The sequence below is a fragment of the Pedobacter sp. CG_S7 genome (genome assembly GCF_040544395.1).
GTDB lineage: Bacteria > Bacteroidota > Bacteroidia > Sphingobacteriales > Sphingobacteriaceae > Pedobacter.
This window is the reverse complement of the sequence record NZ_JBEONS010000007.1, coordinates 71,444-97,367: the sequence shown is the minus strand read 5'-3', so window position 1 is coordinate 97,367 and position 25,924 is coordinate 71,444. Positions and strand designations below refer to the sequence as shown.

Annotated in this window: 23 protein-coding genes and 1 tRNA gene; 11 read left to right on the top strand and 13 right to left on the bottom strand. The window is 36.2% G+C overall.

All coding sequences use genetic code 11. The features are described 5' to 3' along the window. Positions 1 to 22: 22 nt before the first annotated feature. Positions 23 to 1,450, bottom strand: coding sequence for a SusD/RagB family nutrient-binding outer membrane lipoprotein (locus tag AAKU52_RS06370; RefSeq protein WP_354331424.1), 1,428 nt, complete (start codon positions 1,448 to 1,450; stop codon positions 23 to 25). Positions 1,451 to 1,461: 11 nt separating this feature from the next. Continuing rightward, positions 1,462 to 4,650 (bottom strand): SusC/RagA family TonB-linked outer membrane protein, encoded by a 3,189-nt coding sequence (locus tag AAKU52_RS06365; RefSeq protein ID WP_354331422.1) that lies wholly within the window; start codon positions 4,648 to 4,650, stop codon positions 1,462 to 1,464. Positions 4,651 to 5,330: 680 nt separating this feature from the next. Here AAKU52_RS06365 and AAKU52_RS06360 point away from each other — a divergent pair. From AAKU52_RS06360 to AAKU52_RS06340, 5 genes are all read left to right on the top strand, one after another. Then, complete coding sequence (locus AAKU52_RS06360) at positions 5,331 to 5,741, top strand: OsmC family protein (RefSeq protein ID WP_354331419.1); 411 nt, start codon at positions 5,331 to 5,333, stop codon at positions 5,739 to 5,741. Positions 5,742 to 5,797: 56 nt separating this feature from the next. Continuing rightward, positions 5,798 to 7,180, top strand: a complete 1,383-nt coding sequence (locus AAKU52_RS06355) for an exonuclease domain-containing protein (RefSeq protein WP_354331417.1) — start codon at positions 5,798 to 5,800, stop codon at positions 7,178 to 7,180. An 87-nt stretch (positions 7,181 to 7,267) separates the two neighbouring features. Next, positions 7,268 to 7,341: transfer RNA gene (locus AAKU52_RS06350), tRNA-Arg, on the top strand. An 88-nt stretch (positions 7,342 to 7,429) separates the two neighbouring features. After that, positions 7,430 to 8,188 (top strand): EcsC family protein, encoded by a 759-nt coding sequence (locus AAKU52_RS06345; protein WP_354331415.1) that lies wholly within the window; start codon positions 7,430 to 7,432, stop codon positions 8,186 to 8,188. Positions 8,189 to 8,252: 64 nt separating this feature from the next. Continuing rightward, positions 8,253 to 8,669: a Fur family transcriptional regulator gene (locus tag AAKU52_RS06340; protein ID WP_354331413.1), complete on the top strand. Its 417-nt coding sequence runs from the start codon at positions 8,253 to 8,255 to the stop codon at positions 8,667 to 8,669. A gap of 17 nt (positions 8,670 to 8,686) precedes the next feature. Here the strand turns inward: AAKU52_RS06340 and AAKU52_RS06335 are convergent, their stop codons facing one another. The 9 genes from AAKU52_RS06335 to trpS all read right to left on the bottom strand — a co-directional run bounded on the left by AAKU52_RS06335 (position 8,687) and on the right by trpS (position 20,899). Next, positions 8,687 to 9,958, bottom strand: coding sequence for a spore maturation protein (locus AAKU52_RS06335; RefSeq protein ID WP_354331412.1), 1,272 nt, complete (start codon positions 9,956 to 9,958; stop codon positions 8,687 to 8,689). A gap of 28 nt (positions 9,959 to 9,986) precedes the next feature. Continuing rightward, positions 9,987 to 11,156 carry a M14 family zinc carboxypeptidase gene (locus AAKU52_RS06330; RefSeq protein WP_354331410.1) on the bottom strand — a complete coding sequence of 390 codons (1,170 nt, stop codon included), beginning with the start codon at positions 11,154 to 11,156 and terminating at the stop codon, positions 9,987 to 9,989. Continuing rightward, positions 11,157 to 13,952: a S9 family peptidase gene (locus tag AAKU52_RS06325; RefSeq protein ID WP_354331408.1), complete on the bottom strand. Its 2,796-nt coding sequence runs from the start codon at positions 13,950 to 13,952 to the stop codon at positions 11,157 to 11,159. A gap of 126 nt (positions 13,953 to 14,078) precedes the next feature. Then, positions 14,079 to 15,884 carry a membrane protein insertase YidC gene (gene yidC / locus AAKU52_RS06320; protein ID WP_354331406.1) on the bottom strand — a complete coding sequence of 602 codons (1,806 nt, stop codon included), beginning with the start codon at positions 15,882 to 15,884 and terminating at the stop codon, positions 14,079 to 14,081. Further along, positions 15,877 to 17,520, bottom strand: coding sequence for a CTP synthase (gene pyrG / locus AAKU52_RS06315; RefSeq protein ID WP_354331404.1), 1,644 nt, complete (start codon positions 17,518 to 17,520; stop codon positions 15,877 to 15,879). Before pyrG ends, yidC begins: the two co-directional genes overlap by 8 nt. 460 nt (positions 17,521 to 17,980) lie before the next feature. Next, a complete protein-coding gene (locus AAKU52_RS06310; RefSeq protein WP_354331401.1) occupies positions 17,981 to 18,517 on the bottom strand; it encodes a hypothetical protein in 537 nt (178 codons plus the stop codon). A gap of 39 nt (positions 18,518 to 18,556) precedes the next feature. Next, the gene (gene kdsB, locus AAKU52_RS06305; protein WP_354331399.1) at positions 18,557 to 19,282 is read right to left on the bottom strand and encodes a 3-deoxy-manno-octulosonate cytidylyltransferase; all 726 of its coding nucleotides are present in this window, start codon (positions 19,280 to 19,282) and stop codon (positions 18,557 to 18,559) included. Next, positions 19,283 to 19,897 carry a deoxynucleoside kinase gene (locus AAKU52_RS06300; protein WP_354331397.1) on the bottom strand — a complete coding sequence of 205 codons (615 nt, stop codon included), beginning with the start codon at positions 19,895 to 19,897 and terminating at the stop codon, positions 19,283 to 19,285. A gap of 3 nt (positions 19,898 to 19,900) precedes the next feature. Continuing rightward, positions 19,901 to 20,899, bottom strand: a complete 999-nt coding sequence (trpS, locus tag AAKU52_RS06295; RefSeq protein ID WP_354331395.1) for a tryptophan--tRNA ligase — start codon at positions 20,897 to 20,899, stop codon at positions 19,901 to 19,903. A gap of 78 nt (positions 20,900 to 20,977) precedes the next feature. Here trpS and AAKU52_RS06290 point away from each other — a divergent pair, with 78 nt between their 5' ends. From AAKU52_RS06290 to AAKU52_RS06265, 6 genes are all read left to right on the top strand, one after another. After that, positions 20,978 to 21,712 (top strand): lysophospholipid acyltransferase family protein, encoded by a 735-nt coding sequence (locus AAKU52_RS06290; RefSeq protein WP_354331393.1) that lies wholly within the window; start codon positions 20,978 to 20,980, stop codon positions 21,710 to 21,712. Continuing rightward, positions 21,709 to 21,999, top strand: coding sequence for an Asp-tRNA(Asn)/Glu-tRNA(Gln) amidotransferase subunit GatC (gene gatC / locus AAKU52_RS06285; RefSeq protein WP_354331391.1), 291 nt, complete (start codon positions 21,709 to 21,711; stop codon positions 21,997 to 21,999). The genes AAKU52_RS06290 and gatC overlap by 4 nt, the downstream gene beginning before the upstream one ends. A 48-nt stretch (positions 22,000 to 22,047) precedes the next feature. Beyond that, on the top strand, positions 22,048 to 22,806 hold the full coding sequence (locus tag AAKU52_RS06280; protein ID WP_354331389.1) for an ABC transporter ATP-binding protein: 759 nt from the start codon (positions 22,048 to 22,050) through the stop codon (positions 22,804 to 22,806). A 19-nt stretch (positions 22,807 to 22,825) separates the two neighbouring features. Then, on the top strand, positions 22,826 to 23,374 hold the full coding sequence (locus AAKU52_RS06275; RefSeq protein ID WP_354331387.1) for a cob(I)yrinic acid a,c-diamide adenosyltransferase: 549 nt from the start codon (positions 22,826 to 22,828) through the stop codon (positions 23,372 to 23,374). Between the two features lie 82 nt (positions 23,375 to 23,456). Continuing rightward, on the top strand, positions 23,457 to 23,678 hold the full coding sequence (locus tag AAKU52_RS06270; RefSeq protein ID WP_008240955.1) for a DUF2795 domain-containing protein: 222 nt from the start codon (positions 23,457 to 23,459) through the stop codon (positions 23,676 to 23,678). A gap of 129 nt (positions 23,679 to 23,807) precedes the next feature. Next, entirely contained in the window at positions 23,808 to 23,966 is a 159-nt protein-coding gene (locus tag AAKU52_RS06265; RefSeq protein WP_354331385.1) for a lmo0937 family membrane protein, read from the top strand. 18 nt (positions 23,967 to 23,984) lie between these two features. On the opposite strand, the gene AAKU52_RS06260 is transcribed toward AAKU52_RS06265, so the two are convergent. Further along, positions 23,985 to 24,656 carry a 2-C-methyl-D-erythritol 4-phosphate cytidylyltransferase gene (locus AAKU52_RS06260; RefSeq protein ID WP_354331383.1) on the bottom strand — a complete coding sequence of 224 codons (672 nt, stop codon included), beginning with the start codon at positions 24,654 to 24,656 and terminating at the stop codon, positions 23,985 to 23,987. Positions 24,657 to 24,759: 103 nt separating this feature from the next. After that, the gene (gene queA, locus AAKU52_RS06255) at positions 24,760 to 25,809 is read right to left on the bottom strand and encodes a tRNA preQ1(34) S-adenosylmethionine ribosyltransferase-isomerase QueA (protein WP_354331381.1); all 1,050 of its coding nucleotides are present in this window, start codon (positions 25,807 to 25,809) and stop codon (positions 24,760 to 24,762) included. Positions 25,810 to 25,924: the final 115 nt, after the last annotated feature.

The window sequence follows — 25,924 nt, the reverse complement described above, 5'->3', positions numbered from 1 at the left end:
TATTATAAATTTCTTAATAGGATTACGGTTTATCCCACCAAACTCTAGCATTTAAATCATCAACTTTTGTATAAGGAAATGAGGCTACAGCTGCATTATAATTAGCTGTATTATTTGAGCGCTCCTGAGTTGGATAACCTTCTCGTCTAGGAATTTGTATACCGTTATTTGAAGGGGGTGGACTTAATGCAGGGTATCCTGTTCTCCTCCATTCTGCCCAACCTTCGTAACCATTCATAAACAAGTGTACCCATCGTTGGTTACCTATTTGCTGTAAGGCTAATAAAGGGTTATATTGAACATCAATATTAGTCATATAAGCAGCCAAACCAGTAACATCATTTTTATTCCACTGACGAACAGATTGTTCTATTGCTAAATCATAATTTAATTTGGCAGTCACATCACCAGCATCGGTCGTCCATCCTCTTTTAGCAGCTTCAGCTTTTGCAAATAAAGCTTGTGAATAAGTAACTAAATACACAGGAGAATTCTGTTGACGAATGGCATCGCCCAAAAGAGAGAAATTATTAATGATAACTGTTGTAGAACTTGGCAAACCATAATCCAGACCAACATATTCGCCAGCAGTATTTTTATTAGCAAATACAGGTAATCTAGGGTCGTTTTTTGGTTTCATAAAATCCACGATAGGTTTACTTACCGCAAACCAATTTCTACCCAAACGGGTAAATGAATTATACCAGTAGTTTTCATTGTTTTGTTCTGAAAGGTGCGGATAAGCTAAGTTATCTGTATTGGCTGTCATGATACCATTTGCCAAAGCTTTATTAAACTCCACTTTAGCTTTGGCCTCATCTACTTTAGATAGACGTAAAGCCATTAACAAATGAATAGTGTTACCTAGTTTTTTCCACTTATTAACATCACCACCATAAACGATATCATTTTTAATGTTACCACTTACTATTGCTGCATTTGCTTCATCCAATAAAAGGAATAGGCTATTGTAAATGATCTGCTGCGAATCGTATTTAGGATTAAAATTAGCACTACCCTTTAGGGCTTCAGAATAGGGTAAATCACCCCAACGATCGGTCAGCGTCCATGTAAAATAAGCTTTTAATATTTTAGCTACTGCAATTTGATTAGCTATAGGCCCTTCGCTCGCATTAAGAGCTGAATTGGTAATTACATTTTCTAAGTTCATTAATGGACCAGTATACCAACCGTAAAAATTAAAGTTGGTCGTTACATACCTTGAATTATCTGTAAAAGACGTATTCGACAAATATTGCGGGTAATGAACGCCGTAAGGAGAGGAACTGATATTAGGTAAAGAAAGTAGTGCATTAGCAATTAACTGTGTTCCTGAAGCTTTAGTAGGGTTATTTGGATCCGTATTAATGGATTCATCAAATTTCTTACAACCACTAAGTACCACAACAGTAACTAAAAAGAGGTATAAAGATTTATATGTTTTAATCATTATCGTAATTTTTAAAATGAAAGATTTAAATTAACACCATACGAGCGTACTGTTTGTAGTTCACCTTTTTCAATCCAACTGATGTCAGCACTGCCAGAAGAAAGTTCTGAAGGATCTAAACCTTTAGGTGCTTTTTGCCAGATCATAAATGGATTTCGGGCAATTAAAGCCACTTTAACAGATTTGAAAGGAGTTTTCTTTAAAACATTATTGTCGAAGGAATAACCTATACTCAATTCACGCATTTTAATATAAGAGGCATCATAAAGCCACTCATCATAAATACGCGTACCTAAATTAGTTCGGTAATAAGTCCTGGCGTCAACAAAAGCGTTAACTTCCTGACCAGTTATAGCTGATATTCCGTTCACGTTAATACCACCACCGTTGGCAAGTGGTTCTCTTATGTTTTTACCATTTTCATTAATCGCAGCAGTTACAGCAGCCTGACCAGATTTAACGGCAAGCATTTTACTCCAGCTAAAGAATTGTCCTCCTTTTTGGAAATCAATCATTGCAGCGATATCAATTTTCCAAATCTTGAAATTATTACGGAAACCTCCGGTGAATTTTGGAAGTACGCTTCCGAAATCTTTGGCTGTATCAAATAAAGGCATGTTATCGGATCCTAAAAGGACTTTTCCCGTAGCTTCATCTCTCCTATAACCTGGGCCAACTAAATTACCAAAAGATTTTCCTGCGGTAGAGTTTAGGAAAATGGTCTGACTGGAATAAACATTGGCATCTAACTGGTAAACATTTATTCCAGGATATAATTCTGTAATAACGTTTTTATTATGGGCAAAATTTATCGTCGCATCCCAAGTAAAGAATTTGGATTGTATCGGGCGGCCATTTAAGGAAAGCTCAATACCTTTGTTTTCAATTAAACCAGCGTTAACAACGGTATTGTCAAATCCACTGGCACCAGATACAGAAAGATTAATAACCTGGTTTTTATTCTTTTGCTGATAGAAAGTCAATTCCATACCTACACGGTTCTTAAAGAACCTTAAGTCAATACCTGCTTCATAAGAATTAGCGAAAGAAGGTTTTAATGCTGGGTTTTTTAAGTTATCAGGAACTACCATGGTATTGATTGAGCCTGCCGCATTTGGGTAAACTGCGCCAAAACCATAAGCAGGCATGATTTGATAAGCATCAAAATCAGAGCCTGCAATAGCAAAACTTGCTCTTAATTTACCATAAGATAAAATTTCTGACTGTATAAGTTCACTAAAAAGGAAACTTCCAGATACAGAAGGGTACCAGTAAGAATTATTGTCTTTAGGTAAAGCAGAAGAAATATCATTACGAACGGAAGCATCGAGGAAATAAGTATCCTTATAACCAAATGATCCCATAGCATACATACTTCTTACTTGTTTTTGTCTTAAAAGAGAAGTACTGGTTGGCCTGTCAATAGAAGCCGCCATTGTATAAGTATTCGGACTTGATAGACCACCTACCGTAGACTGGTAAGTTTGAGTAAATCTAGTGGTGTATAAATTGGCGCCCACATTAATATTGGCAGAGAAGTCATTCCATGTTTTAGTGTATTGGCCTAAAAATTCGTAGTTATTATCTGTGTTCTGGTATTTACCAATTGAATAGTTATCTACCAAACGACCACCAGCTGCTTCTTTATGAGTAATGTTCTGAGCGTACATATCTGAACGTAAAAAACCACTTAATTTTAATTCAGGCAAAACCTGGTAGCTAACATTAACATCACCAAATAAGCGGTCACGATTGTCATTATTTAATACTTCATAAGCATCAAAGAAAGGGTTATTCCAGTCACTAGGTCTGTTATTAGTGATTAAACCGGTAGTTGTGTTGGGATTGACATTCCAGTTCAACACGGTTCCATCGTCATAGCGATAATCTCTCAGCCTGTTAAGGTCAATATTACGTTGAAACCACTGTACAGCACCAGTAAAGGAACCTTGGTAACCTTGTGTAGGTCTTTGGCCCGCATTATTGGCATAGTTAACATTTGCTCCTACTGTTATTTTACTGGTAACATCTAAAGAGGAGCTTAAGCTCAGGTTATTACGTTTCAACCAGGTGTTAGGCATGGTGCCATTGATATAGGCATTGGTATAGCTTAAACGATAATTTGAGTTTTCGCCACCACCAGAAACAGAAATGCTGTTATTGATGTTCTGACCAGTTTCAAAATAATCTTTAATGTTATTAGGTTGAGGAAGAAAAGGAGTTGTTTTACCAAAATCAACATCCTGAGGATAGAAACTATAGAACATTCTTACCGGTGTGCCATCCATTTTAGGGCCCCAGCTTTCATCATTTCCATTCACATATTTTTCTCCACTAGCTAAAGTGAGAAAATTTTGATTATTACCCACACCATAAATATTTTGGAGTGGCATAAAGTTGCTTACTTTATCAATGGAGAAAGCAGAACTTAAGCTAACGGTTGCTTTTTTAGCACCTTTAGCACCTTTTTTTGTCGTAATTAAAATAACACCATATTGTCCTCTTATTCCGTATAATGCAGAAGCAGCAGGACCTTTAAGTACGCTGATGTCGGCCACATCATCAGGATTTATATCTTGAGAAATATTGCCATAATCTACGCCATTAGACCCACCACTAAAATTGGCCTGGGAAATCGGCGTTCCGTCTACTACCATTAATGGAGAGCCGCCGCCGGTTAAGGAATTTACACTTCTGATTTTAATTTTCTGTGTACCACCCATACTTGCGCCTGAAGAACCTGTAACCTGCACACCGGATATTTTACCGGCCAGGGAACCAATTACATTCTGCTCTTTAGTTAAAGTAAGGTCTTCACCTTTTACACTTTGTGTAGAATAACCAATTGATTTTTCACTTCTCTTGATGCCTAATGCCGTAACAACTACTTCAGAGAGTGTTTCTGTGCTTGAACTTAAGACAATATTAATGGTACTACGGTTGTTGATTACCACCTCCTGTGTAATGTACCCAAGATATTTAACTTCTAAAGTTCGGGCTGTAGATGATACAGTTATGGAATAACTACCATTTGGTTGTGTAGAAACCCCTTGTGTTGTTCCTTTGATAAAGACGCTGACGCCCGGAATTCCTTTTCCATCATTTGCATCTGTTACTGTGCCTTTTATTATTTGTTGGGCATAAGTTGTTAATGCAAACAAAAAGAAACAGGAAAAAAAAATAGTAAATTTTCTATTCATATGTTTGTTTTTAAATTTAGAGCCTAATATTACAGAATTTTAAAACAAATTATGATTATAAATAGAAAGTAAGCAGAAAATAGTATTATTTGATAGGATAAACCTGGGGAGGGATCAATTTTATTAGTATTTAAGCTCCTCTTAAATACTAACGTTTGTAACGAATATTAATAAAATGCGGAACAAGAAAATTGAATTATTTCCTTTTATTTGAAATGATGCAACTTTCTTGCCAATGGCAGGGGATTAGTTAAGATGATTGGTTGGTTGTTAGTCTACTTAGGATGTTTTCTAATACACCAGGTTCCACATTTGTGTATTTAGATGTTCTCCACGTGGAATTTGAATCCAGCCATACACAGAAAGAATGACAACCTTCCACAATGACAGCATAGGTTTCATGAAAATCATCCTGAATTCTCATACAAAATCCCTTGACATTCTTGCCTTTAACATCAAAATCGAAATTTAGATAATTACTTAACATAAATATATTTGGCTTTAGGTTACCTAACAAATTTGAACATAAATAGTTTAGATAACCACAATATGTTGTTGCTAAATTATTAACAAATTATTAACATTTTAAATGTTAATAAACCTATATTGAGCCTTTCTCAAAAAAATGATGAGGAAACAAATCAGTAAATTATATTAAAACATTAATAACTAATTGAATCATGAGCGAACTACAAATTACTGCAATTACCGAAATTGATAAATCAAATTACAAAACAAAAGTATATGCAGGTGGACATTTTATTTATGCTGATGAGCCTACGGAAATGGGGGGAACAGATGAAGGTATGGCTCCGGGAGCCTTGTTATTAGCGAGTTTAGGAAGCTGTACCGCAATTACCATGAGAATGTATGCAGATAGAAAAAAATACAAACTGGATGGTATTAAAATTGAATTGGCATTCGCAAACGAAATACAAATTGAGAAAAGCACAAAAATTACCAGGAATATTGAATTTATCGGGGAATTGACTGAGGAAGAAAAAGCACGGCTGCTAGTGATTGCAGACAAGTGTCCTATCCACAAAATATTGTCAAATCCCATAAAAATTGAAACGACTGCAAAAAATTAGCGAATATTTTACTAAACATATTAGTATATTTGTTGAAAATTTAACCCCTGATTCTCATGCAATTTGCTGTTGTCGATATTGAAACCACCGGAGGCTTCGCCTCAGCGAATGGTATAACTGAGATTTCGATACAAATACATAATGGACTTGAGGTTATTGATTGTTTTGAAACCTTGATCAATCCTCAACAATATATTCCTCCGTATATTGAATCTTTAACAGGGATCAGCAATGAAATGGTGGAGGATGCGCCAAAATTTGAAGCTGTTGCTGATCGTATTTACGAATTGCTTCAGGATAAAATATTTGTTGCCCATAATGTCAATTTTGATTATTCTTTTATTAAGCATCATTTAGCCATTGCTGGTTATGATTTACAGTGTAAAAAACTATGTACAGTAAGGTTGAGCCGAAAGATATTTCCTGGGTTTGCTTCTTACAGCCTGGGAAAACTTTGTACAACTTTAAATATTAATATTAGTAACAGGCATCGTGCTGGAGGTGATGCAGCTGCAACAGCTGTATTGCTTGGTTTATTGCTATTAGCGGATAGCGAAAATTATATCAATCAATCTTTGAACCGGAGTTCTAAAGAACAGGCTTTACCGCCAAACCTTTCCCGAGCCTCCATCGACAAGCTTCCTCAAAAACCAGGTGTTTATTATTTTAAAGACCAGAAAGGTGCTGTCATTTATATTGGTAAAGCGAAGAACCTCAAAAAAAGAGTTTGTTCTCATTTCAGTGGCAACAATTCGGGGCCACAGCGCCAGGATTTTTTGAGAAGTATTTATCACATTGATTTTGAAATCTGCGGAACTGAATTAATGGCTTTTATTTTGGAGGCAGTAGAAATTAAAAGACTCTGGCCAACCAATAACAGGGCTATGAAACGTTTTGAACAAAAATACGCATTGGTTACTTTTATTGATCAGCAAGGATATATGCGTTTGGCTATCGACAAATACAAGGCACTAGTTCCATCGCTTTTTAGTGTCAATAGTTTTGCAGATGGTCAACAGTTATTACGCATGTTAATTAAAGAACATCTCCTCTGCGAAAAGCTTTGTTTTATTCAGAGTAGAAGAGCAGCTTGTACTGGTCATTCTCTTGGTACTTGTAGTGGTGCTTGTATTGGTGTTGAATCTGCAGCAGCATATAATGTTAGGGTTAAATATGCAATCAAGCAATTGGAAACTTTACTTCCCTCATTTGCATTAATCGATCAAGGAAGAACTGAGGAAGAGCAAAGTTGTCTCTGGGTAGAAAAAGGACAATTTTATGGAATGGGATATGTTTCGCAATACAGTGATGTGACCGATATGGAGTTGTTGAAATCTGCATTGCAGCCATATCCATCGAATGATTATATCCTGAATTTAATACTTTCTTATGCCGATGCTAATCCTTCAAAGAGGTTAAATATAGATTTTAAGCCTTAAAATCAAGTCCTTAACAATTAATCGAAATATTAATTTGATCTTACGAGGCTTAACTCGTATCTTTGGCGCTCCAAGAAAAAAGGAAATGCATCCATAGCTCAGCTGGATAGAGCAACGGTTTTCTAAACCGTAGGTCATAGGTTCGAATCCTATTGGGTGTACGGATAGCCGTCTTTAATTAAGTTTAAAGGCGGTTTTTTTATTTTCCACATCAAGTATACTATCTACCATTTAAAGTGATATAGGAGTATGACCGCCTACGAAGAAAAAGCTTATTTACTGCTAAATGACTGGCAGCAAAAGATGCAAAAGAAATCCTCTCTTACTAACCGCATAGCGAAGAATATACAGAACAAGATCAACAATTTTATACCAGAAAAGATCCATAAAGTTATTACAGTAACTATCGAAAAAATGGTTAAGGCAGTACTTTTCGGCGCTAAATATACAGCCACCAAAAACCTCCCTGCCGATGCTTCCTTTCAGTTAAAAGAAAGTTATATTAAACAAGAAATAAACTTTTACCAGAAAACTGCGACAATAGAAGGTGCCGTTACTGGGGCAGGAGGTATATTAATGGGGTTTGCTGATTTCCCTATCCTTATTGGTATTAAAATGAAATTGCTTTTTAACATTGCAGCTTTATATGGTTTCAATGTAAAGGATTATAAAGAAAGGATATATATACTTTACATTTTCCAGCTAACCTACTCTAGTCAGCATCGGCGAAAGGAGATTTACGATTTATTACAGAACTGGGAAAACTACAGCATTCTACTGCCTGCTAATGCCGATGAGTATGACTGGCGCACTTTTCAGCAGGAATATCGTGACTATATAGACCTTGCAAAAATGGCTCAACTGTTACCTGTAATTGGAGCTGCTGTAGGTGCTATTGCCAACTACAAATTAATAGCCCAATTAGGTGAAACCGCTATGAACTGCTATAGGATGCGAATGCTGAAGCCTAGGGAAATTTTTCTTATTGACCATCACGATTGTTTGTAGGCTTGATTATTGTTATCTTTGCATGTTACTTTGTTGCAATACAGTATTATTTTTCTAAAAAATCATGAAAATAAATCCAGCTAACCTATTAAAAGAACATGATCTTAAGCACACCAAACAAAGGGTCCGTGTTTTAGAAGAAATTGCAATGGACAATGCGGCTATATCTCAGCCAGAACTGGAAAAAAGGTTTGGTAATGAAATTGACCGGGTTACCTTATACCGTATTTTAAATATTTATGAGGAGAAAGGGATTTTACACAGGGTATTAGATAGGAATGGTACAGCAAATTATGCAATTTGTTCTCCCTCTTGTACTGCTGAAGTTCACCATGATGAGCATGTTCACTTCAACTGTACCATCTGTCAGAAAATTTATTGCTTAAATATTGTGGTTCCAAGCGTAAAAATGCCTGAAGGATATTTAGCAAGTACAATTAATTCTACAGCCTATGGAATTTGCAAGAGTTGTAATAAATAACGGATAATTTAAATCACTTATCCAAAAAACAAATAACAAAGTAAAATAGCAGTGATAATACCCACAAGATCAGCTAATAACATTGCGCCGACAGTATAGCGTGTGTTTTTAACATTAACGGCACCAAAATATACGGCAATCACATAAAAGGTTGTATCAGAAGAGCCTTGTAGAATGCTGGATAAACGTCCTGCAAATGAATCCGGACCGTGGGTTGTCATGGTATCAATCATCATCCCTCTGGCACCACCACCACTTAAAGGTTTAATTAATGCGGTAGGTATGCCATCAATGAACCTGGAATCTGCACCTAAATAATTGCTTACATATTTCAACCCGTTAATTACGATGTCGAAAGTGCCACTGGTACGCAAAAGACTTATTGCAATAAGCATCCCCACCAAATAAGGAATAATCCTGATCGCTGTTTCAAAACCTCCTTTTGCGCCATCAATAAAAGCGTCAAATACATTAATATTTTTATAAACACCTCCTAAGATGATAAGGAAGAAAATGAGCAAGAGGATTCCATTACTTAGGATTCCAGAAAAGGATTGTAAAGCTCCGGTGCTTAAACTGGTAAGGTATAAAACCATTAAGGCAATTACGGAGGAAATTCCTAACACCCAAATCAATATAACCGGCTGAAAGACATTTATTTTTTGTTTAAAAGAAACGATAAGCATTGCTGCAATGGTAGCTACAAATGTTGCAATCATGCAGGGAATAAATATATCCGTTGGGTTGGCTGAATTTAAAGAAGCCCTCATCGCAATAATGCTTACAGGTATCAAAGTTAATCCAGAGGCATGCAAGCAAAGAAACATGATTTGCGCATTCGATGCGGTATCCTTATTTGGATTTAATTCCTGCAAACTTTCCATTGCTTTTAAACCAAATGGGGTAGCTGCATTGTCTAAACCCAATAGATTCGCAGAAAAATTCATTACCATGTGTCCCGTTGCCGGATGGCCTTTTGGAATATCAGGGAATAGTTTGGAAAAGAATGGCCCTATTATTTTAGACAACAACCTGATACCGCCTGCTCTTTCTGCAATGCTCATAAAACCCATAAAAAGTGCCATGATGCCTATTAATTTCAGACAGATGTTTACTGCAGTCCAGCAGGTTTCTATCACACCATCAACTTTCAGTGGGTTTCCTGCATCACCGGCTTTTCCAATAATCATCCAGTTGAAAATTTCTGATTGCCCCATAAAAAAGCATTTAAAGCTGGCTACAACGATTGCTACTATAATAAAGGCGGACCAGATTCTGCTTAATGCCATGAATTGAATTTAGTTTTAAGGGGCTAATTTATAGTTTTGATTGTATAATTCCGTTTTTAAAGGCCAAAATTATTTCATTGCCATTTTTAAGCGTAAAATTTGCTAACTTATTAATTTCAATTTCCCCCATAATTTCAAGTAAATGGCCTTCATAAATATGATAAGCACCTAAATGATTCAGGTCGCCAATATCAGTAATGACATAACTTTTTTGAGTAGCACAGCCATTTGTTTCAGGTTCTTCTTCATAGCTGATGCCCATGCTATAGGATGCATTTTGGTATAATATATCTTTAACCAAAATATGGAAGATTTCCTTGTTGTTTTTAGGGATGGAAAGGTAATTCTGCACATCCTGAAGGATATATTTCTCGGTGCTGATGGAATGCAAACCACTTAATATGGAAAGAAAGAAGTATTTTCTGATCTCCTGTTTTTCTTCATCCTGATGCAAACCACCTGCTTCGATTAAAATAGTTGAGGTGCCTGCCGCTTGAAAGTTATCGCCGAATGCCCTTGGTTCGTGTTCCTCATCAAATAAGCCAATTTGATGTGGTAAGAAATGGTTAAGCGTATGATACATGTCTCCAATAACCAACATCGCATTTTTACGTACTTCGTTCAGACTAAGGTTTTCATCAAATGCAGGCGCCAAATAGGATAGGGTGGCAGGCTTGCCGGTTTTTTTAACACTCCATAAGGTAGATTGGTCATGCAGGTTAAATCCAAAATGTGGTTTTATAGTATCTCTGGTTTTTTTTAAAATTGCTGCCTCTGGTGTTGTAGTTTGATGGTAATCCCGGTTGATATCAATCAGTTGTGCATTTCTCCGGCTAAATTTTTCTGCACCATCCGGGTTAACCATAGGCAGGAAATACAAGGTGCATTTTGTTGCCAGTAAGCTACTGATAGACTGAAATTTAGGGTTTTGCAGGAAATTGAACAAGTCAAACAAGGCCATCGTTCCTGTGGCTTCATCACCATGCATCTGGCTCCACAAGAAGATTTTTATGGAGCCCTGTCCCCATTTAATTAAATGAAGTTCCCGGCCTTCAAATGATTTTCCAATTGGTTCTTGCTCAAAGTCTGCCGGGAGCTTTTGGAGTAAGTTAATCAGCGTTTTGTGTTTTAAAAAGCGGCTGTTAAAAGCTGTTTCTTTAAAATCTTCATAGTTTTCAAAGTAGGTTGTGGCCTTCATTTATGGTTTTTCATTGGTTAGTTCAAAACCCCAGGTTCTACCTTTTTCTGCAGCAGGTATTCCTCCAACCATCCATACCGGAGCTTTGGTATCTTTAAGGTAATAGTCGAAAAACTGTTGTTCTCTAATCTGTATGTCTTTTTTGTTTTGACGCAAAACCAGGTTGTGTGCTTCATTATTATAATTCAGTAGCCAGGATGGTTTCCCAAGGCGTTTCAATCCTGTAAATAACTCAATACCTTGATACCAGGGTACAGCACCATCTGCATCATTAGCCATAATGGCTAAGGGCGTATTTACATTAGGTAAATAAAATAATGGGGAGTTCTCTATATACAATTCAGGTTTTTCCCATAAAGTGGCCCCAATTCTGCTTTGGGTTTTTTCATATTGGAACTGCCTGTTCATACCTGAAGCCCAACGGATACCTCCGTAAGCGGAAGTCATGTTGGCAACCGGGGCACCTGCCCATGCAGCAGCATAAATGTTAGTTTGGGTTATCAGGTACGCTACCTGATAACCACCCCAGCTTTGTCCTTGTAAACCAATCTTAGCACCATTTACCCAGCTATTTTTCTTGAGGTATTCTACGCCAGAATTAATATATTCCATCGCTGATTTACCTGGATAACCTATTTCATAGCTGATATCGGGTGCAAATACCAGGTAGCCATTGCTCACAAAATAAGAAATGTTTAACCGCGATGGCGTAGGGGCAGGTGCCTGGTAATTAAACAACCCATCTGTTAACTTTTCATAGAAATAAACAATCATTGGATATTTCTTGTTAGGGTCGAAGTTTTCTGGTTTATAAAGGATGCCTTCTGATTTAAAGCCCTTTGGTGTTGTCCATTTAACCAGTTCTGCAGTTCCCCAGTTGTAGTTTTGCTGCTGAGGATTGGTGGCACTTAATTTTAGTTCGGTTTTTAAGTCAACCGTTGCATAAACATTTGGCGACTGGCTATAATTTCCTTTATCGTAGAGGTAACGTTCCGCATCTTTAGCTTTGGTTAAAACAGAATATTTGAAAGGTCCCATCATTACCATTTCAGGGTTTTTGCTATCGTTTATATTTTTTTTAAAAAAACCATTTTCCTTTGTGTTGTTATTCAATGCGGTTAAAATAATTGATCCTTTTTTAGGTAGAAATCGCTCTTCAGGATCTAAACTATTATAACGGAAAGTAATGTTTTTTAGCCTTCCATAGCCATTAGTTATGTTTTTTGGTGTAGATTTTCCTTCAGGAGAAAAAGACCAAATGTCGTAACGGTCGTAAATGAAGACCTCTTTATCGTCCGCTGTCCATGTAGCTAAACCGTAAGAGGACGGATCAGCAGGGACATCATTGTCCTCATCAGAAAATTTTACATTAAGGTCTTTATTTAACACGGTAATTTTACCTGTTGCAATGGTATAGGTAGACCATAAAGCAATCTTTTTATCATAATAAAGCACATATTTGCCTGCAGGGGAGGCTACCGCATTGCCATCTAAACTTGTTATAATTTTCTTTCTCTGCCCATTTTTGACATCTACCAGGTAATAATCACGGTTAATAGATCCAGTCCATTGAAAGGCAATTCTGTTTCCTAAATCTGTATTAGCCAGCACAAAGGCTGAATTTCCTTCATTAATAAGGCTTGCTTCAGGTAATTTAAGGTCTGTTAAGGGAATGATCTTTGGATCACTATTGAAAATATCAATACTTGTTAAATAGCTTTTCTTCGCTTCTTTTTCAGCATTTTTCAATTGCATAGGTTGTAAATAATCATCCTTGTAACCCCAAATATCTAGTTTGGCATTTTCTAATTCCACTAAAGTAGTGTCTTTAGCTTTCTTTAAAGGCGCAATACCAAAATATAGTTTGTCGCCATCTTTATTGAACATTAATTTTCCATCACCGCTTACGCCCCATTTTGAAGGCATTCCTGGAAAATCATTTTCAACCAACACTTGGGCGGTATCCAGGGTTAGTGAATTATAATAGACATTAAAATCTTTAATTTCTTCTTTCTCGGCATTGCTTTCTCCTAAGAAAGCCAAGTGCTCACCTTCTTCATCAAAAACCAGATTTTTGTAATTTCCTTTTTTCGAAACAAGGGTTTTTAAGGCACCTTTTTCTGTGTCGAAAAGATAGACACCAAAAGGTGCATTTTTATCTTTTTTGGATCCTGAGCAAGCAATGGCGAGTTGTTTTCCATTTTTACTGAATTCATATTCGGTTACTGCTTTAAACTTTCGTTCTATGCCGGTGATCAGGTTTTTGTAAACCAATTCTGTACCTTCTTCTATACCTTTTTTATCTTCGACAGCAGTTCTTGCTTTTTTTGCAGTATCAATCGGTTTTTCTAACAGGTAGGCAATTAAATCATTCCCTTGTTCTGGGAATTTAAAAGACTTTACCCTTGCTACTTTTGTTAGATTTAAAGTTGTGAAGTTGAGTATACCTAAACTATCTTTGGTGAGTTCATCTGCTTTTTTCTTTTTGATTTTTTCCAGGCGGGTATCTTTAAATAAAGGATTAATTAAAAAGGCTGCATATTTAGAGGTGGTGCTAAATTTAACCTGATCAGCTCTGGGAACTTCTTTTTTGGTGTTATTTAATAGGTTATTAAAGTAAAGCTTTGCATCCCCTTCTTGCGGTAAAACAATAAATGCCGCCCATTGTCCATTATTAGTTAAAGTTTTAGAACCAATACTTTGCCATGAATCATAAACACTGTGATCCAGTGGTTTCTTTTGTGCATAACTCAGGCTCGCGAATAAAAGGAAATAGAAGGTTAGCTTTCTTTTCATATTGTGTTTAAAATGTTATTTGGATAAAGATTGATCGCTAAAAATACAATAATCCAAGCATTTTAAACTAAAAAAAGGCGCCTTTTTGAAGGACACCTTTTTCTTGGATTATTTTAATTTTAAATCCTATTTTTTCTTTTTTTCCTGAGTTTTTGTTTGTTGTTGTTGACGCATGTAATCATCTAAACGAGTCTGAAACTTAGATTTTTTCTTTTCTTCTTTTGGTTTAACTTTATTTTCCTTTAGGGTATTATGAATTTTTTCATCGTTAACCATGCTCTTGATTAAGAATTGCTGACCGAAAGTAAGCATATTGGCAAGGAAGTAGTAGTAATTCAAACCTGCAGGATAATCATTCAGTACCCCTAAGAAAATGATTGGCATAATGTACCCAATGTATTTCATTTGTCCGGTAGCACCTGATATCTGATTGTTGTAATAGGTATAAATCAGGGTGGATATCGTCATCAGGATACACATTAAACTTAAGTGATCACCAATAAATGGAATGGTGAAACCAAATTTAATGAAATCATCATAAGTTGAAAGGTCATGCATCCACAAGAAAGACTGGCCTCTTAATTCAAATAAATTCGGGAAGAAAAAGAAGAAGGCCATCACTATAGGTAATTGAAGCACCATAGGCAAACAGCCTCCAAGTGGATTAACGCCCACTTGTTTATACAGTTTTAAGTATTCCTGCTGTAACAAAGTGGGGTTATCATCACCAACTTTAGCTTTAATTTCATCCATCTCAGGCTTTAAAATTCTCATTTTAGCCATTGATATGTATGATTTATAAGTTAATGGCGAAAGAACCAGCTTTAACAGAATGGTTAGCACCAAAATGATCAGGCCATAGTTCCAGCCAAAGCCTTCAAGAAAGTTAAAGACCGGAAGCACCACGAATCTATTGATGTATTTTAAAGGCCAGTAACCCATTTCTACCAATTTCTCTATTTCATGACCTTGCTTTTTTAATTCAGCGAACTTGTTGTTACCAAAATAAAACTGCATATCATAGCTTTGTGAAGCCAGCTGGTTAAATTTCAACTGCATATTGGCAGCATACCATTTAACTTTTCCAGGTTCAGTACTAACTTTTACTTCAAGATTTCCTTTTTCAAAACCATCTTTAGGAATTAAAACACCAGAGAAAAAATGCTGTTTAAATGCAATCCACTCAATTTTACCGTCTTTAAGTTCTTCTTTGTGATCTTTATCTACACCCAAATGATCTGGCGTTTCTAAAGCATATTTATAATATGGTGCAGAATAGCGCTGTTCATTTTTAATAGACTTTTCCTGTTCTAATAATTCAGTTTCCCAGTTAAGTGAAAGGCTATTGTTTTGTATAACCTGATTTAAACCATTTACGTTAATGTTGAAATCAATATTATTGCTATTGGGTTTTAAATCATATAAAAACTCAATGTATTTACCCGCACCATAAGTAGCGCGCATGGTTACTGAAGTAGCACTGGTTTTTGCTGTACTAAAATAGAGTTCATTAGTACTTACAATTTTACCACCTATATTCAGGTCAAGTCCAAATTTATTCTGCTCTCCTTGAAATAAAACTACAGGTTTACCTTTGTAAGTTTTTTCATCCTTTACTTCAACAGATAGAATTTTACCACCTTTATTAGTAAAAGTTAATTTTAACTTTTCATTCTCTAATATACTAGTTGTAACTGTACCGGTGATGTTGGATCCAAAAGGGCCTTTTAAGGCAACAGAATCTAGCACTGGTGCAGCAGCGGGAAGCGGTGTGGTAATATTTGCTGGCATAACACCGGCTTTTCTTGCTGAATCAGCGGTGATCCTTTGTTGTTCTTTCTTTAATTCGGCTTCACTTGGCTTAAAAAAGTAAAAAGAACCTGCTAAAACGATCATGATCAGGAACAGCCCTGTAAATGTATTTCTATCCATTATTAGTGTTTAAACGCTTATTTGTTTGTTTTTTCTTCGCATACTCCATCGCAGCGGCGACAAATTTAACAAAAAGTGGGTGAGGATTAGCAACTGTTGATTTTAATTCTGGATGAAATTGTGCCCCAACAAAAAATGCATGGTTTTTTAGTTCTATTATCTCCACCAAATTACTGTCTGGATTGACTCCAGAAGCAATCATTCCAGCTTCTTCATATTGCTTTAAATAAGCATTATTGAATTCGTAACGATGTCTGTGTCTTTCGGTAATATGGCTTTTTCCATAAGCTGAAAAAGCTTTTGTTCCCTTTTTTAAGTCGCATGGATAAGAACCCAATCGCATGGTACCCCCTTTATTGGTGACCAGTTTTTGCTCTTCCATCATATTAATAACTGGAAATTCAGTATGCTCATCAATTTCCGTCGTATTTGCTGTTTTTAAACCCAATACGTTTCTGCCAAATTCAATGACCGCACATTGCATTCCTAAGCAAATACCAAAAAAAGGTAATTCCATTTCTCTTGCAAATTTGATTGTGTCAATTTTCCCCTCTATTCCGCGGCTTCCAAATCCAGGAGCAACCAAAACGGCATCTAAATGACTTAGTTTTTCTTTTACATTATCAGGGTAAATACCCTCGGAGTGAATGAATTCTAATCTAACTTTACATTCGTTTTTAGCGCCTGCATGGATAAATGCTTCGCTAATGGATTTATAAGCATCCGGAAGTTCTACATATTTTCCAACCAATCCAATTTTCACTTCTGCAGTTGGATTTTTTAGGCGACCTAAAAAATCTTTCCAGCTTTCCATGTCGGGCTCATTTTTCTGAGGAAGTTTAAGTTTGCTTAAAACCGTCTTATCCAATTGTTCCTTCATCATTAATAAAGGCACGCTGTAAATTGAGGAAGCATCGATAGATTCGATTACTGCATTGATATTAACATTGCAAAACAAGGCTATTTTTTTGCGGATATCAAGGGTGAGGTGATGCTCCGTACGACAAACCAGGATGTCTGGTTGTATACCGTATTCCAATAATGTTTTTACAGAATGTTGAGTAGGTTTTGTCTTTAACTCACCTGCAGCTGCTAAGAAAGGAATTAAGGTAAGGTGTATTACGATAGCATTGTTAGCGCCCTCTTCCCATTTAAACTGACGTACAGCTTCAATAAATGGTAACGATTCAATGTCACCAACAGTACCACCAAGTTCAGTAATAACGATGTCATATTTACCACTATCACCAAGGATGCGCATGTTGCGTTTAATCTCATCCGTAATATGTGGAACAACTTGCACCGTTTTCCCTAAATATTCACCCTGGCGTTCTTTATTGATTACATTCTGGTAAATACGACCAGTGGTGATGTTATTTGCTTGTGAGGTTGGTACATTTAAGAAACGCTCGTAGTGACCTAAGTCTAAATCGGTTTCTGCCCCATCTTCGGTTACATAGCATTCACCATGTTCATAAGGATTCAGGGTGCCCGGATCAATATTAATATAAGGGTCGAATTTCTGAATAGTTACCCGGTAGCCTCTTGCTTGTAAAAGTTTGGCCAATGAAGCGGAGATGATGCCCTTTCCTAAAGAGGAAGTTACACCGCCCGTAACAAAAATATACTTAGTCATGTGTTTGTGTTTTTTTTGAAAGAACCGCCTTTTTGCAGCTTATCTTAACCTTTTTGTACGGGATACAAAGTTAGCATTTAAATGGATACTCGCCTTGTCTTTTTGAAATTTATAAGGTTTTAAAACACAAGTAAGAGTTTTAACATGATTTATTCTGAGGCTTAGCGCGGTATAATTGCGTCAGATTTTCTGGTATAAACCGCAATATCTATGCTCATCCCATTTAAAACCAACACATAGACCAAAAGGGTTAAACCTGCTTTTTAGTTAAAAAAAAAGGCCTGGAAATACTCCAGGCGCTCTTTTTATATATATTTGGTTAGAATATGCAGGTTTAAGTACTTACTACGTTATATGTTATCTGATTGCTTTTATAATGTTAAGAAGATATTTTGACATTTCCATAACAATTGTGATATTTTCATTTATATATCTGTAAATCAAGTAGTTTAATTTTTACTTAACAACAGTAATAATACACTTTCACTCGTCGTTCTTTTGCAGACCAGGCAATATAAACCTTGGTTTCTTTACTTATTCTATATTTAAAGCCATTCAATTGACTGTCCTGCAATTCCTTGAAAAAATATTTATCTGGTGAATGTTGATCAGGTTTCTGATCTGATGTAATGGCTGGCCATAAAAAGTTCTCTTCGTCCAGGAAGAAATCGAATTCCCCGGTTATAAAACTTTGCTGTTTATTTTTCTTTCTAAGGTCAACTGTTTCCTTGTAATTGTGTATTAAATCTCTTGCTTTAAATACTTTCTTATATATTTCTATCCCCTCAGCAGTGATAATATTAAATGTTAGCAGCATTTTTTTAGGCTCTTTTCCTTTTAAAACAACCTTAAAAGTATCCGCCCTGAAAGAGTCACTAAAAAACGCTGTTGATGTTTTGATCAGTTCACCTGAATTAATGAGTTGTTTTTCTGATTTGTTGTTGCAAGAAGACAGAAAAAATGCCAGTATAATTAAATTAAGTATAATATATTTCATAGGCAATAGCTGAAAAATAGACGCTAATAAAGGGCTATTTTAAAATAACCTTTTTAAATCATCTGGCGTATCAATGGCCAGCGTTTCGAATTTAGTTATTTTAGTTTTAATTTTATATCCATTTTCAAGCCATCGCAATTGCTCCAGGTTTTCTGCAAGCTCTAAACCTGATGGTTGAAGTTTTGTTATTGCTAACAGTGTTTTGGTGGTGTAGCCGTAAATACCAATATGCTTATAAAAAGGATATGCACCCAACCAGTCTTTCTCATTTACATTTCTAAGGTATGGAATGGTTTGGCGACTAAAATAAATGGCTTCACCTAGCGTATTCAATATTACTTTTGGAATGTTTTTATTAAAAAGCTCTTCATTAGAAGAAATTGCTTTAACAAGTGTTGCCAATTGTACATGGCTATCCTCAAAACACTTTGCAATGAGGTCTATTTGTTCAGGATCTATAAAAGGCTCATCACCTTGTATGTTAATTACGGTGTCAAATTGAGGCAGTTTAGCAATTACTTCTGCACAACGGTCTGTACCACTTTGGTGATGACTAGCTGTTAATACAAACTTACCACCAAAGCTTTTAACCTCATCTACTATCCGCTGGTCGTCTGTAGCTACAACTACATCGTCAAGCACTTTAGACTTTAATGCCTGTTCATAAACTCTTCTGATCATGCTTTTTCCACCAATTTGTATCAGTGGTTTACCCGGAAAACGGGTTGATTCATATCTGGATGGAATAATGCCAATTGTTTTCATTTAAAAAAGACCGTTAATTTCAGCTTCTATGGATTGTATAATTGTGCCCAAATCTTCAGGGTTGTTGCTGAAATCCAGTTTGTCTTTGTCGAGAATCAATAATTTACCTAGCTGGTAGCCTTTTATCCATTCTTCGTATTTTTCATTCAACTTTGATAAGTAATCGATGCGAATACCTGCTTCATATTCTCTTCCACGGCGTTGGATATTGTTAACCAATGTTGGTACAGAAGCCCTAAGGTAGACCAACAAGTCTGGAGGTTTAATAAAAGAGGTGATATTATCAAATATTGCCCGGTAATTTTCGTGATCTCTGGAGGTCATTAAACCCATATCATGAAGGTTTTCGGCAAATATGTGTGCATCTTCATATATTGTCCTGTCCTGGATTACATTTCTTTTAAGTTTTTCAATTTCAACGATTTGGTGGAAGCGGCTATTTAAGAAATAAATTTGTAAATTAAAACTCCATCTTTTCATGTCTCCATAAAAATCTTCCAAGTAAGGGTTGTTTTCTACTGACTCGTATAAAGGGTCCCAACCATAATTTTTCGCTAACAGACTAGTTAAAGTAGTTTTTCCTGCGCCGATATTCCCAACTATTGCTATATGCATCTTCTAAAATGGTTTAAAACCAATTAATTCCCTTACTTCTTTTATTGTTTTTTGAGCACTTTCTCTTGCTTTTTCAGCGCCATTTGCGGCAACTTTCCGCAAATATGCTGTATCTCTTGATATCCCTTCTATGCGTTCTAAAATAGGTGCATTAGAAATGATCATGTCTTCTGCCAGTTGTTTTTTGAAGTCACCATAACGAATGGCCATTTTATTATACAGCTCATCGAAATGCGCCAATGTGTCTTTACTGGAAACAATTTTCATCAGGTCAAAAAGGTTTTGAATAGCTTCTGGTTTTGCCTGATGCTCTTCTGTTGGTCCGCCGTCGGTTACTGCACGAGAAACTTTTTTACGGATAATCGCTGGGGAATCCGATAAATAGATGCAATTGGCATCACCTTCAGATTTACCCATTTTTCCTTTTCCATCTAAACCAGGAACTTTCACCAGTTTATCAGAATAGCTGAAAGCGTAAGCTTCCGAAAAATAATCTTTGTTATATAGTCTGTTGAAACGGCTTCCGAAGGTACGTGTCATTTCTAAATGTTGTTCCTGGTCTTTACCTACAGGTACTTTAGTAGCATGGTGTATCAAAATATCTGCAGCCATTAAAGTTGGATAGGTCAATAATCCTGCATTAACATTGTCGGGGTGTGAACGGATTTTATCTTTGAAAGAAGCACTTCGTTCCAGTTCACCCAAGTAAGCATTCATATTTAAATATAAATAAAGTTCCGCAACTTCAGGCACATCCGATTGCACATATAAGGTTGCAGCCTCCGGGTCAATACCACATGCCAGGTATTCGACCATCACATGTTTTACGTAACTATTTAAATCGTGTGGTGTAGGGTGGGTGGTAAGGGAATGAAGATCGGCAATAAAAAAGTAGCAATTATATTCATGCTGCATTTTCACAAAATTACTAACTGCACCAAAATAATTTCCGAGATGCAATTTCCCTGTTGGACGTATTCCACTAACAACCGTTTCTTTCATAAGGCCGAAATTAATAAAAAAATGATTTGGAATGGTAATTTTACATGCATCTCCCATTTTTTAGTATTTTTGAAAGGAATGATTAAGCGATTAAGACACATACACCGGACTTATGTAATTTTTGTAATCATCATTTTCTTTGTGCTTTTTTATCCTTTTTACTTCGTTGCTGCCAGTCGCCCAAAATGGTATGGTATGTTAAACAAGCTGCGCAGGCTAAATAGTTTATGTTGCAGTATGTTCAGCGGCATTTTTTTTAGGTTGACTTACGAAGCTGCGCTTTCAAAGGACCAGACCTATATTTATTGCGCTAATCACAGTTCCAACCTTGATATCATGATATTTTGTATTCTGGCAAAAGGCAAGTTTCATTTTATGGGTAAGGCAGAGTTATTGAAAAACCCGGTATTAAAACTTTTTTTTAACACAATAGATATTCCCGTTAATAGAAACCATCGCATAGCTGCATTTCGAGCATTTAAAAAAGCTGGCAATAACCTCGATGAGGGTAGGAGTCTTATCATTTTCCCCGAAGGAGGCATTGAAGGAGAGGGATATCCGCCATTACTTTTACCATTTAAAAATGGCCCCTTTCGTTTGGCCATTGATAAAAAGGTTAGCGTGGTACCCGTTTCTATGTGTGATGTGTGGAAAAAGATGTGGGATGATGGCAATAAGTATGGAAGTAGTCCGGGGATTTGCGATATTTACATTCACAAACCGATTTTAACAAATGAACTGACCCTGTTAGACACTGATCTGTTAAGGGAAAAGGTGTTTGATTTAATAAATAGTAAACTTGTTACAAAATGAACATAGATAAAAAAACCATACATAAAGTTGCCGATCTTGCCCATATAGCAGTTAAGGAAGAAGAAGTAGACGAGCTGATCGTAGAGATGAGCAAAATACTTACCTTTATGGAGCAGTTGAATGAACTGGATACCGAGGGTGTAGAACCGCTGGTTTACTTAAATCCTGATGTAAATGTTTTTCGGGAAGATGTGGTTAAACAAGAGATAACGATTGAACAAGGCCTCATGAATGCCTCAAAACACAATGAAGCATTTTTTATGGTTCCTAAAATCATAGAAAAATAACCACCCTGTAACATTATGCCCATCATTAGGGTCTAAATATAAAAAGAAATGGAAGAACCATTAATTCAAATTAAAGATATAGGCCGAAAATATGTAATAGGAACAGAAGTGATTCATGCTTTAAAGTCTGTTACCCTACATATTAACAAAGGTGAATTTGTGGCTTTAATGGGGCCATCCGGATCTGGTAAGTCAACTTTGATGAATATTCTTGGCTGTTTAGATACACCTACCAAAGGAGAATATATTCTTAATGGTATTGATGTAAGTCGCATGACTGACAATGACCTTGCCGAAGTACGGAATAAAGAAATTGGTTTTGTATTCCAAACGTTTAATCTTTTACCCAGGTCAACATCTCTAGACAATGTGGCTTTACCATTGATCTATGCCGGTGTAAACAAAGCAGACCGGGAAAAAAGAGCACAGACAGCATTGGGAAATGTGGGTTTAGGTAATCGTATAACCCATAAGCCGAATGAATTATCTGGGGGTCAACGACAACGTGTGGCTGTGGCTCGAGCTTTAATTAATAATCCTTCGATAATTCTGGCCGATGAGCCAACGGGTAACCTGGATACTAAAACATCCATCGAAATTATGGGATTGCTGGAAGAGATTCACGCTAAAGGAAATACCATTATATTAGTTACCCATGAGGAAGATATTGCTCAACATGCGCATCGTATTGTGCGGATGAGGGATGGCTTAATTGAAAATGATTTTCTAAATACTGACATCAAAACAGTATCACCCGCAATAAGTGTATTGCAGGAAAAAGGAGATGACTTTGAAACTACTGGCTAAACATAAAAAAGCTTAAGAAATGAAGATTTATACCAAAACAGGTGATAAGGGCCTAACCTCTCTTATTGGAGGAACACGCGTACCTAAATTCCATCTCCGTATTGAGTGTTACGGTACTGTTGATGAGCTCAATTCCTACATCGGACTTATCCGTTGTCAAGACATCAAAACGCATCACCAGGAGTTTTTAAAAGAGATTCAGGATCGGCTTTTTACCATTGGTGCTGCACTAGCCTCAGATCCTGAAAAATCCAGAATGAAAATCCCAGATCTCCATGAAGCAGATATTGAACGCTTAGAAAAAGAAATGGATAGGATGAATGAGGTTTTGCCAGAACTGACTCATTTCATCCTTCCAGGTGGAAATACAGTCGTTTCCTTCTGTCATGTGGCCCGATGTATTTGCAGAAGAGCCGAAAGATTAACCTTTCATTTGGCCGATGAAAGTTTTGTTGACGAAAAAATGACGGTGTATTTAAACAGATTAAGTGATTATTTATTTGTTTTGGGAAGAATGTTAAATTTGGACGCTAAAACAGAAGAAAATATCTGGATTCCCCGGATTTAATAAATTATAAATAATTTTGTTTTCATCAAGTTTTTTAATATACTTTTGCGGAAATAAAAAAGAATAATTAATAGTATAAGATATGTATTGGACATTAGAACTCGCATCGCATTTGGAAGACGCTCCATGGCCTGCAACAAAAGACGAATTAATTGATTACGGCATAAGATCAGGCGCCCCTGTTGAGGTGATTGAGAATTTGCAAGCCCTTGAAGATGATGGCGAGCCATATGAAACAATTGAAGAAATATGGCCAGATTATCCTACAAAAGATGATTTCTTCTTTAATGAAGACGAATATTAATTAACCCATTAAAAGCCCCGCACAACGGGGCTTTTAATTTTTGGAACGAAGATTGTTTGTGAAATGTCAGGGAAGCGATTTAAGCTTATTCAAATATTTAATTAACAACTTTTAACAGAAATTAAAATTATGGGAAATTTACTTTATTTAGTCGCCGTGGTATTGGTAATACTATGGATTATTGGCTTTTTCTTTCAAGGATTTGGTAACGTAGGTGGATTAATTCATATTTTATTGGTCATTGCAGTTATTGCGATCATCTTAAAAGTAATTAACCGCGCTGCTTAATATAAAGGGCTCTTGGTTTCAGGAGCCCTTTTTCATTAGTATTGAAGCAAATGTTAAATCAAGCGGATAAGTGATCTTTAAATTGTCCCGTTCCCCCTCAATGATGTTGATCTCATAACCTGCATGCCCCACAACCGAAGCGTCGTCTGTATATTCATTGCGGAAAGGTTGTTGGTAAGCCTTTTTTAACTGCGCTGATTGAAACGTCTGAGGTGTTTGTATCAAGTATACCAAGTCTCTGTTTAATGTCCTATTGCTGCTGTTCTCTGCTATCCTTACCGAATCCGTAGGATGAATACCCGCTACCGCATTCCCCTTCTCTGCAGCTGCATGGAAAGATTTTTCTATCAATGCAGCAGAAATTAGCGGCCTAACGGCATCGTGAACAGCAACAATCCCATTTCCTTTGATCATTTTTAACGCATTCTTTACAGAATGAAACCTTTCCTGACCACCTTTAATGACTTCATGTGGGACAGTGAAATTATATTTTGTACACAATTCTTCCCAATATTGGTGTTGGTGTATATTTAAAACCAACAATATTTGTGGCATTAGTATACAATCGTGAAATGCTTTTAGGGTATGCATCAGTATTGGCAAGCCTTCCAGCAGTAAAAACTGTTTCGCCTGTGTGGTTTGCATCCTGGTACCCGAACCCCCGGCAACTATAATTGCATAATATTTCATCAGCTATGAATTTACCTCTTATTAAAATTGGAATAGTATAGATACAAAAATAGGAGATCTAACCAAGGTTAAATCTCCTATTTATTTTAATGATTTGCTGTTATTAGATAATCAACATCGCATCGCCATAACTGTAAAAGCGATATTTTTCTTTTAAGGCCACTTCATAAGCATGTCTAACATAATCATAACCACCAAAGGCACTAACCATCATCAATAAAGTAGACTCTGGTGTGTGAAAGTTTGTGATCATTGAATTAGCTATACTAAACTCATAAGGAGGGAAAATGAATTTGCTAGTCCAATCGTTTGCCGGTTTTAATAACCTTCCAGATGAAACAGCAGATTCTATGGCGCGCATGGAGGTAGTTCCAACAGCACAAATTTTTCTTTTTTCTTCTAAAGCTTTGTTTACTAAGGCAGCATCTATAGCCTCAATAATAAACTGTTCAGAGTCCATTTTGTGCTTAGTTAAATCTTCAACTTCCACCGATCTAAAAGTGCCCAGGCCAATGTGTAAGGTAATCTCAGCAAAATTAATTCCTTTAAGCTCTAATCTTTTCATTAACTCCCTACTAAAATGTAAGCCGGCAGTTGGAGCAGCAACAGCCCCTTCATGTTTTGCAAAAATGGTTTGGTAACGTTCTTTATCCTGTGCAGTAGCTTTACGGTTAATATATTTTGGAAGTGGTGTTTCTCCTAATATTTCAATATTTTTTCTAAATTCTTCATCAGTTCCATCAAATAAGAAGCGAATGGTGCGTCCTCTGGAAGTCGTATTGTCAACTACCTCTGCTACTAATAGGTCATCATCTCCGAAATATAATTTATTTCCAACACGAATTTTACGTGCAGGATCTACTAGTACATCCCATAAACGTAATTCTTTATTTAATTCGCGTAGTAAAAACACTTCAATTGTGGCACCTGTTTTTTCTTTATTACCATACAAACGGGCAGGAAAAACCTTGGTGTTGTTTAAGATCATTACATCCTGATCATCAAAATAGCTTAAAACATCTTTAAATATTTTATGCTCAATTTTGCCGCTGTCCTTATGTAAAACCATTAGACGGGATTCGTCACGTTGGTCTGAAGGTGTATTGGCAATTAATGATTCAGGTAAATTAAATTTAAATTGAGATAACTTCATGTTTTTCGATGTAATAATTAAAGTTGCAAATTTACGAAATAATTTCCTAATTAATAAATAATGATTTGAAGTCCTTCAATTGTGCCTGAACAGATAAATTTTATTAAAAATACCA

Bases quoted from the DNA above. Each gene is read 5' to 3' on its own strand.
- AAKU52_RS06370 (WP_354331424.1), bottom strand. From the start codon at position 1,450: ATGATTAAAACATATAAATCTTTATACCTCTTTTTAGTTACTGTTGTG.
- AAKU52_RS06365 (WP_354331422.1), bottom strand. From the start codon at position 4,650: ATGAATAGAAAATTTACTATTTTTTTTTCCTGTTTCTTTTTGTTTGCA.
- AAKU52_RS06360 (WP_354331419.1), top strand. From the start codon at position 5,331: ATGAGCGAACTACAAATTACTGCAATTACCGAAATTGATAAATCAAAT.
- AAKU52_RS06355 (WP_354331417.1), top strand. From the start codon at position 5,798: ATGCAATTTGCTGTTGTCGATATTGAAACCACCGGAGGCTTCGCCTCA.
- AAKU52_RS06345 (WP_354331415.1), top strand. From the start codon at position 7,430: ATGACCGCCTACGAAGAAAAAGCTTATTTACTGCTAAATGACTGGCAG.
- AAKU52_RS06340 (WP_354331413.1), top strand. From the start codon at position 8,253: ATGAAAATAAATCCAGCTAACCTATTAAAAGAACATGATCTTAAGCAC.
- AAKU52_RS06335 (WP_354331412.1), bottom strand. From the start codon at position 9,958: ATGGCATTAAGCAGAATCTGGTCCGCCTTTATTATAGTAGCAATCGTT.
- AAKU52_RS06330 (WP_354331410.1), bottom strand. From the start codon at position 11,156: ATGAAGGCCACAACCTACTTTGAAAACTATGAAGATTTTAAAGAAACA.
- AAKU52_RS06325 (WP_354331408.1), bottom strand. From the start codon at position 13,952: ATGAAAAGAAAGCTAACCTTCTATTTCCTTTTATTCGCGAGCCTGAGT.
- yidC (WP_354331406.1), bottom strand. From the start codon at position 15,884: ATGGATAGAAATACATTTACAGGGCTGTTCCTGATCATGATCGTTTTA.
- pyrG (WP_354331404.1), bottom strand. From the start codon at position 17,520: ATGACTAAGTATATTTTTGTTACGGGCGGTGTAACTTCCTCTTTAGGA.
- AAKU52_RS06310 (WP_354331401.1), bottom strand. From the start codon at position 18,517: ATGAAATATATTATACTTAATTTAATTATACTGGCATTTTTTCTGTCT.
- kdsB (WP_354331399.1), bottom strand. From the start codon at position 19,282: ATGAAAACAATTGGCATTATTCCATCCAGATATGAATCAACCCGTTTT.
- AAKU52_RS06300 (WP_354331397.1), bottom strand. From the start codon at position 19,897: ATGCATATAGCAATAGTTGGGAATATCGGCGCAGGAAAAACTACTTTA.
- trpS (WP_354331395.1), bottom strand. From the start codon at position 20,899: ATGAAAGAAACGGTTGTTAGTGGAATACGTCCAACAGGGAAATTGCAT.
- AAKU52_RS06290 (WP_354331393.1), top strand. From the start codon at position 20,978: ATGATTAAGCGATTAAGACACATACACCGGACTTATGTAATTTTTGTA.
- gatC (WP_354331391.1), top strand. From the start codon at position 21,709: ATGAACATAGATAAAAAAACCATACATAAAGTTGCCGATCTTGCCCAT.
- AAKU52_RS06280 (WP_354331389.1), top strand. From the start codon at position 22,048: ATGGAAGAACCATTAATTCAAATTAAAGATATAGGCCGAAAATATGTA.
- AAKU52_RS06275 (WP_354331387.1), top strand. From the start codon at position 22,826: ATGAAGATTTATACCAAAACAGGTGATAAGGGCCTAACCTCTCTTATT.
- AAKU52_RS06270 (WP_008240955.1), top strand. From the start codon at position 23,457: ATGTATTGGACATTAGAACTCGCATCGCATTTGGAAGACGCTCCATGG.
- AAKU52_RS06265 (WP_354331385.1), top strand. From the start codon at position 23,808: ATGGGAAATTTACTTTATTTAGTCGCCGTGGTATTGGTAATACTATGG.
- AAKU52_RS06260 (WP_354331383.1), bottom strand. From the start codon at position 24,656: ATGAAATATTATGCAATTATAGTTGCCGGGGGTTCGGGTACCAGGATG.
- queA (WP_354331381.1), bottom strand. From the start codon at position 25,809: ATGAAGTTATCTCAATTTAAATTTAATTTACCTGAATCATTAATTGCC.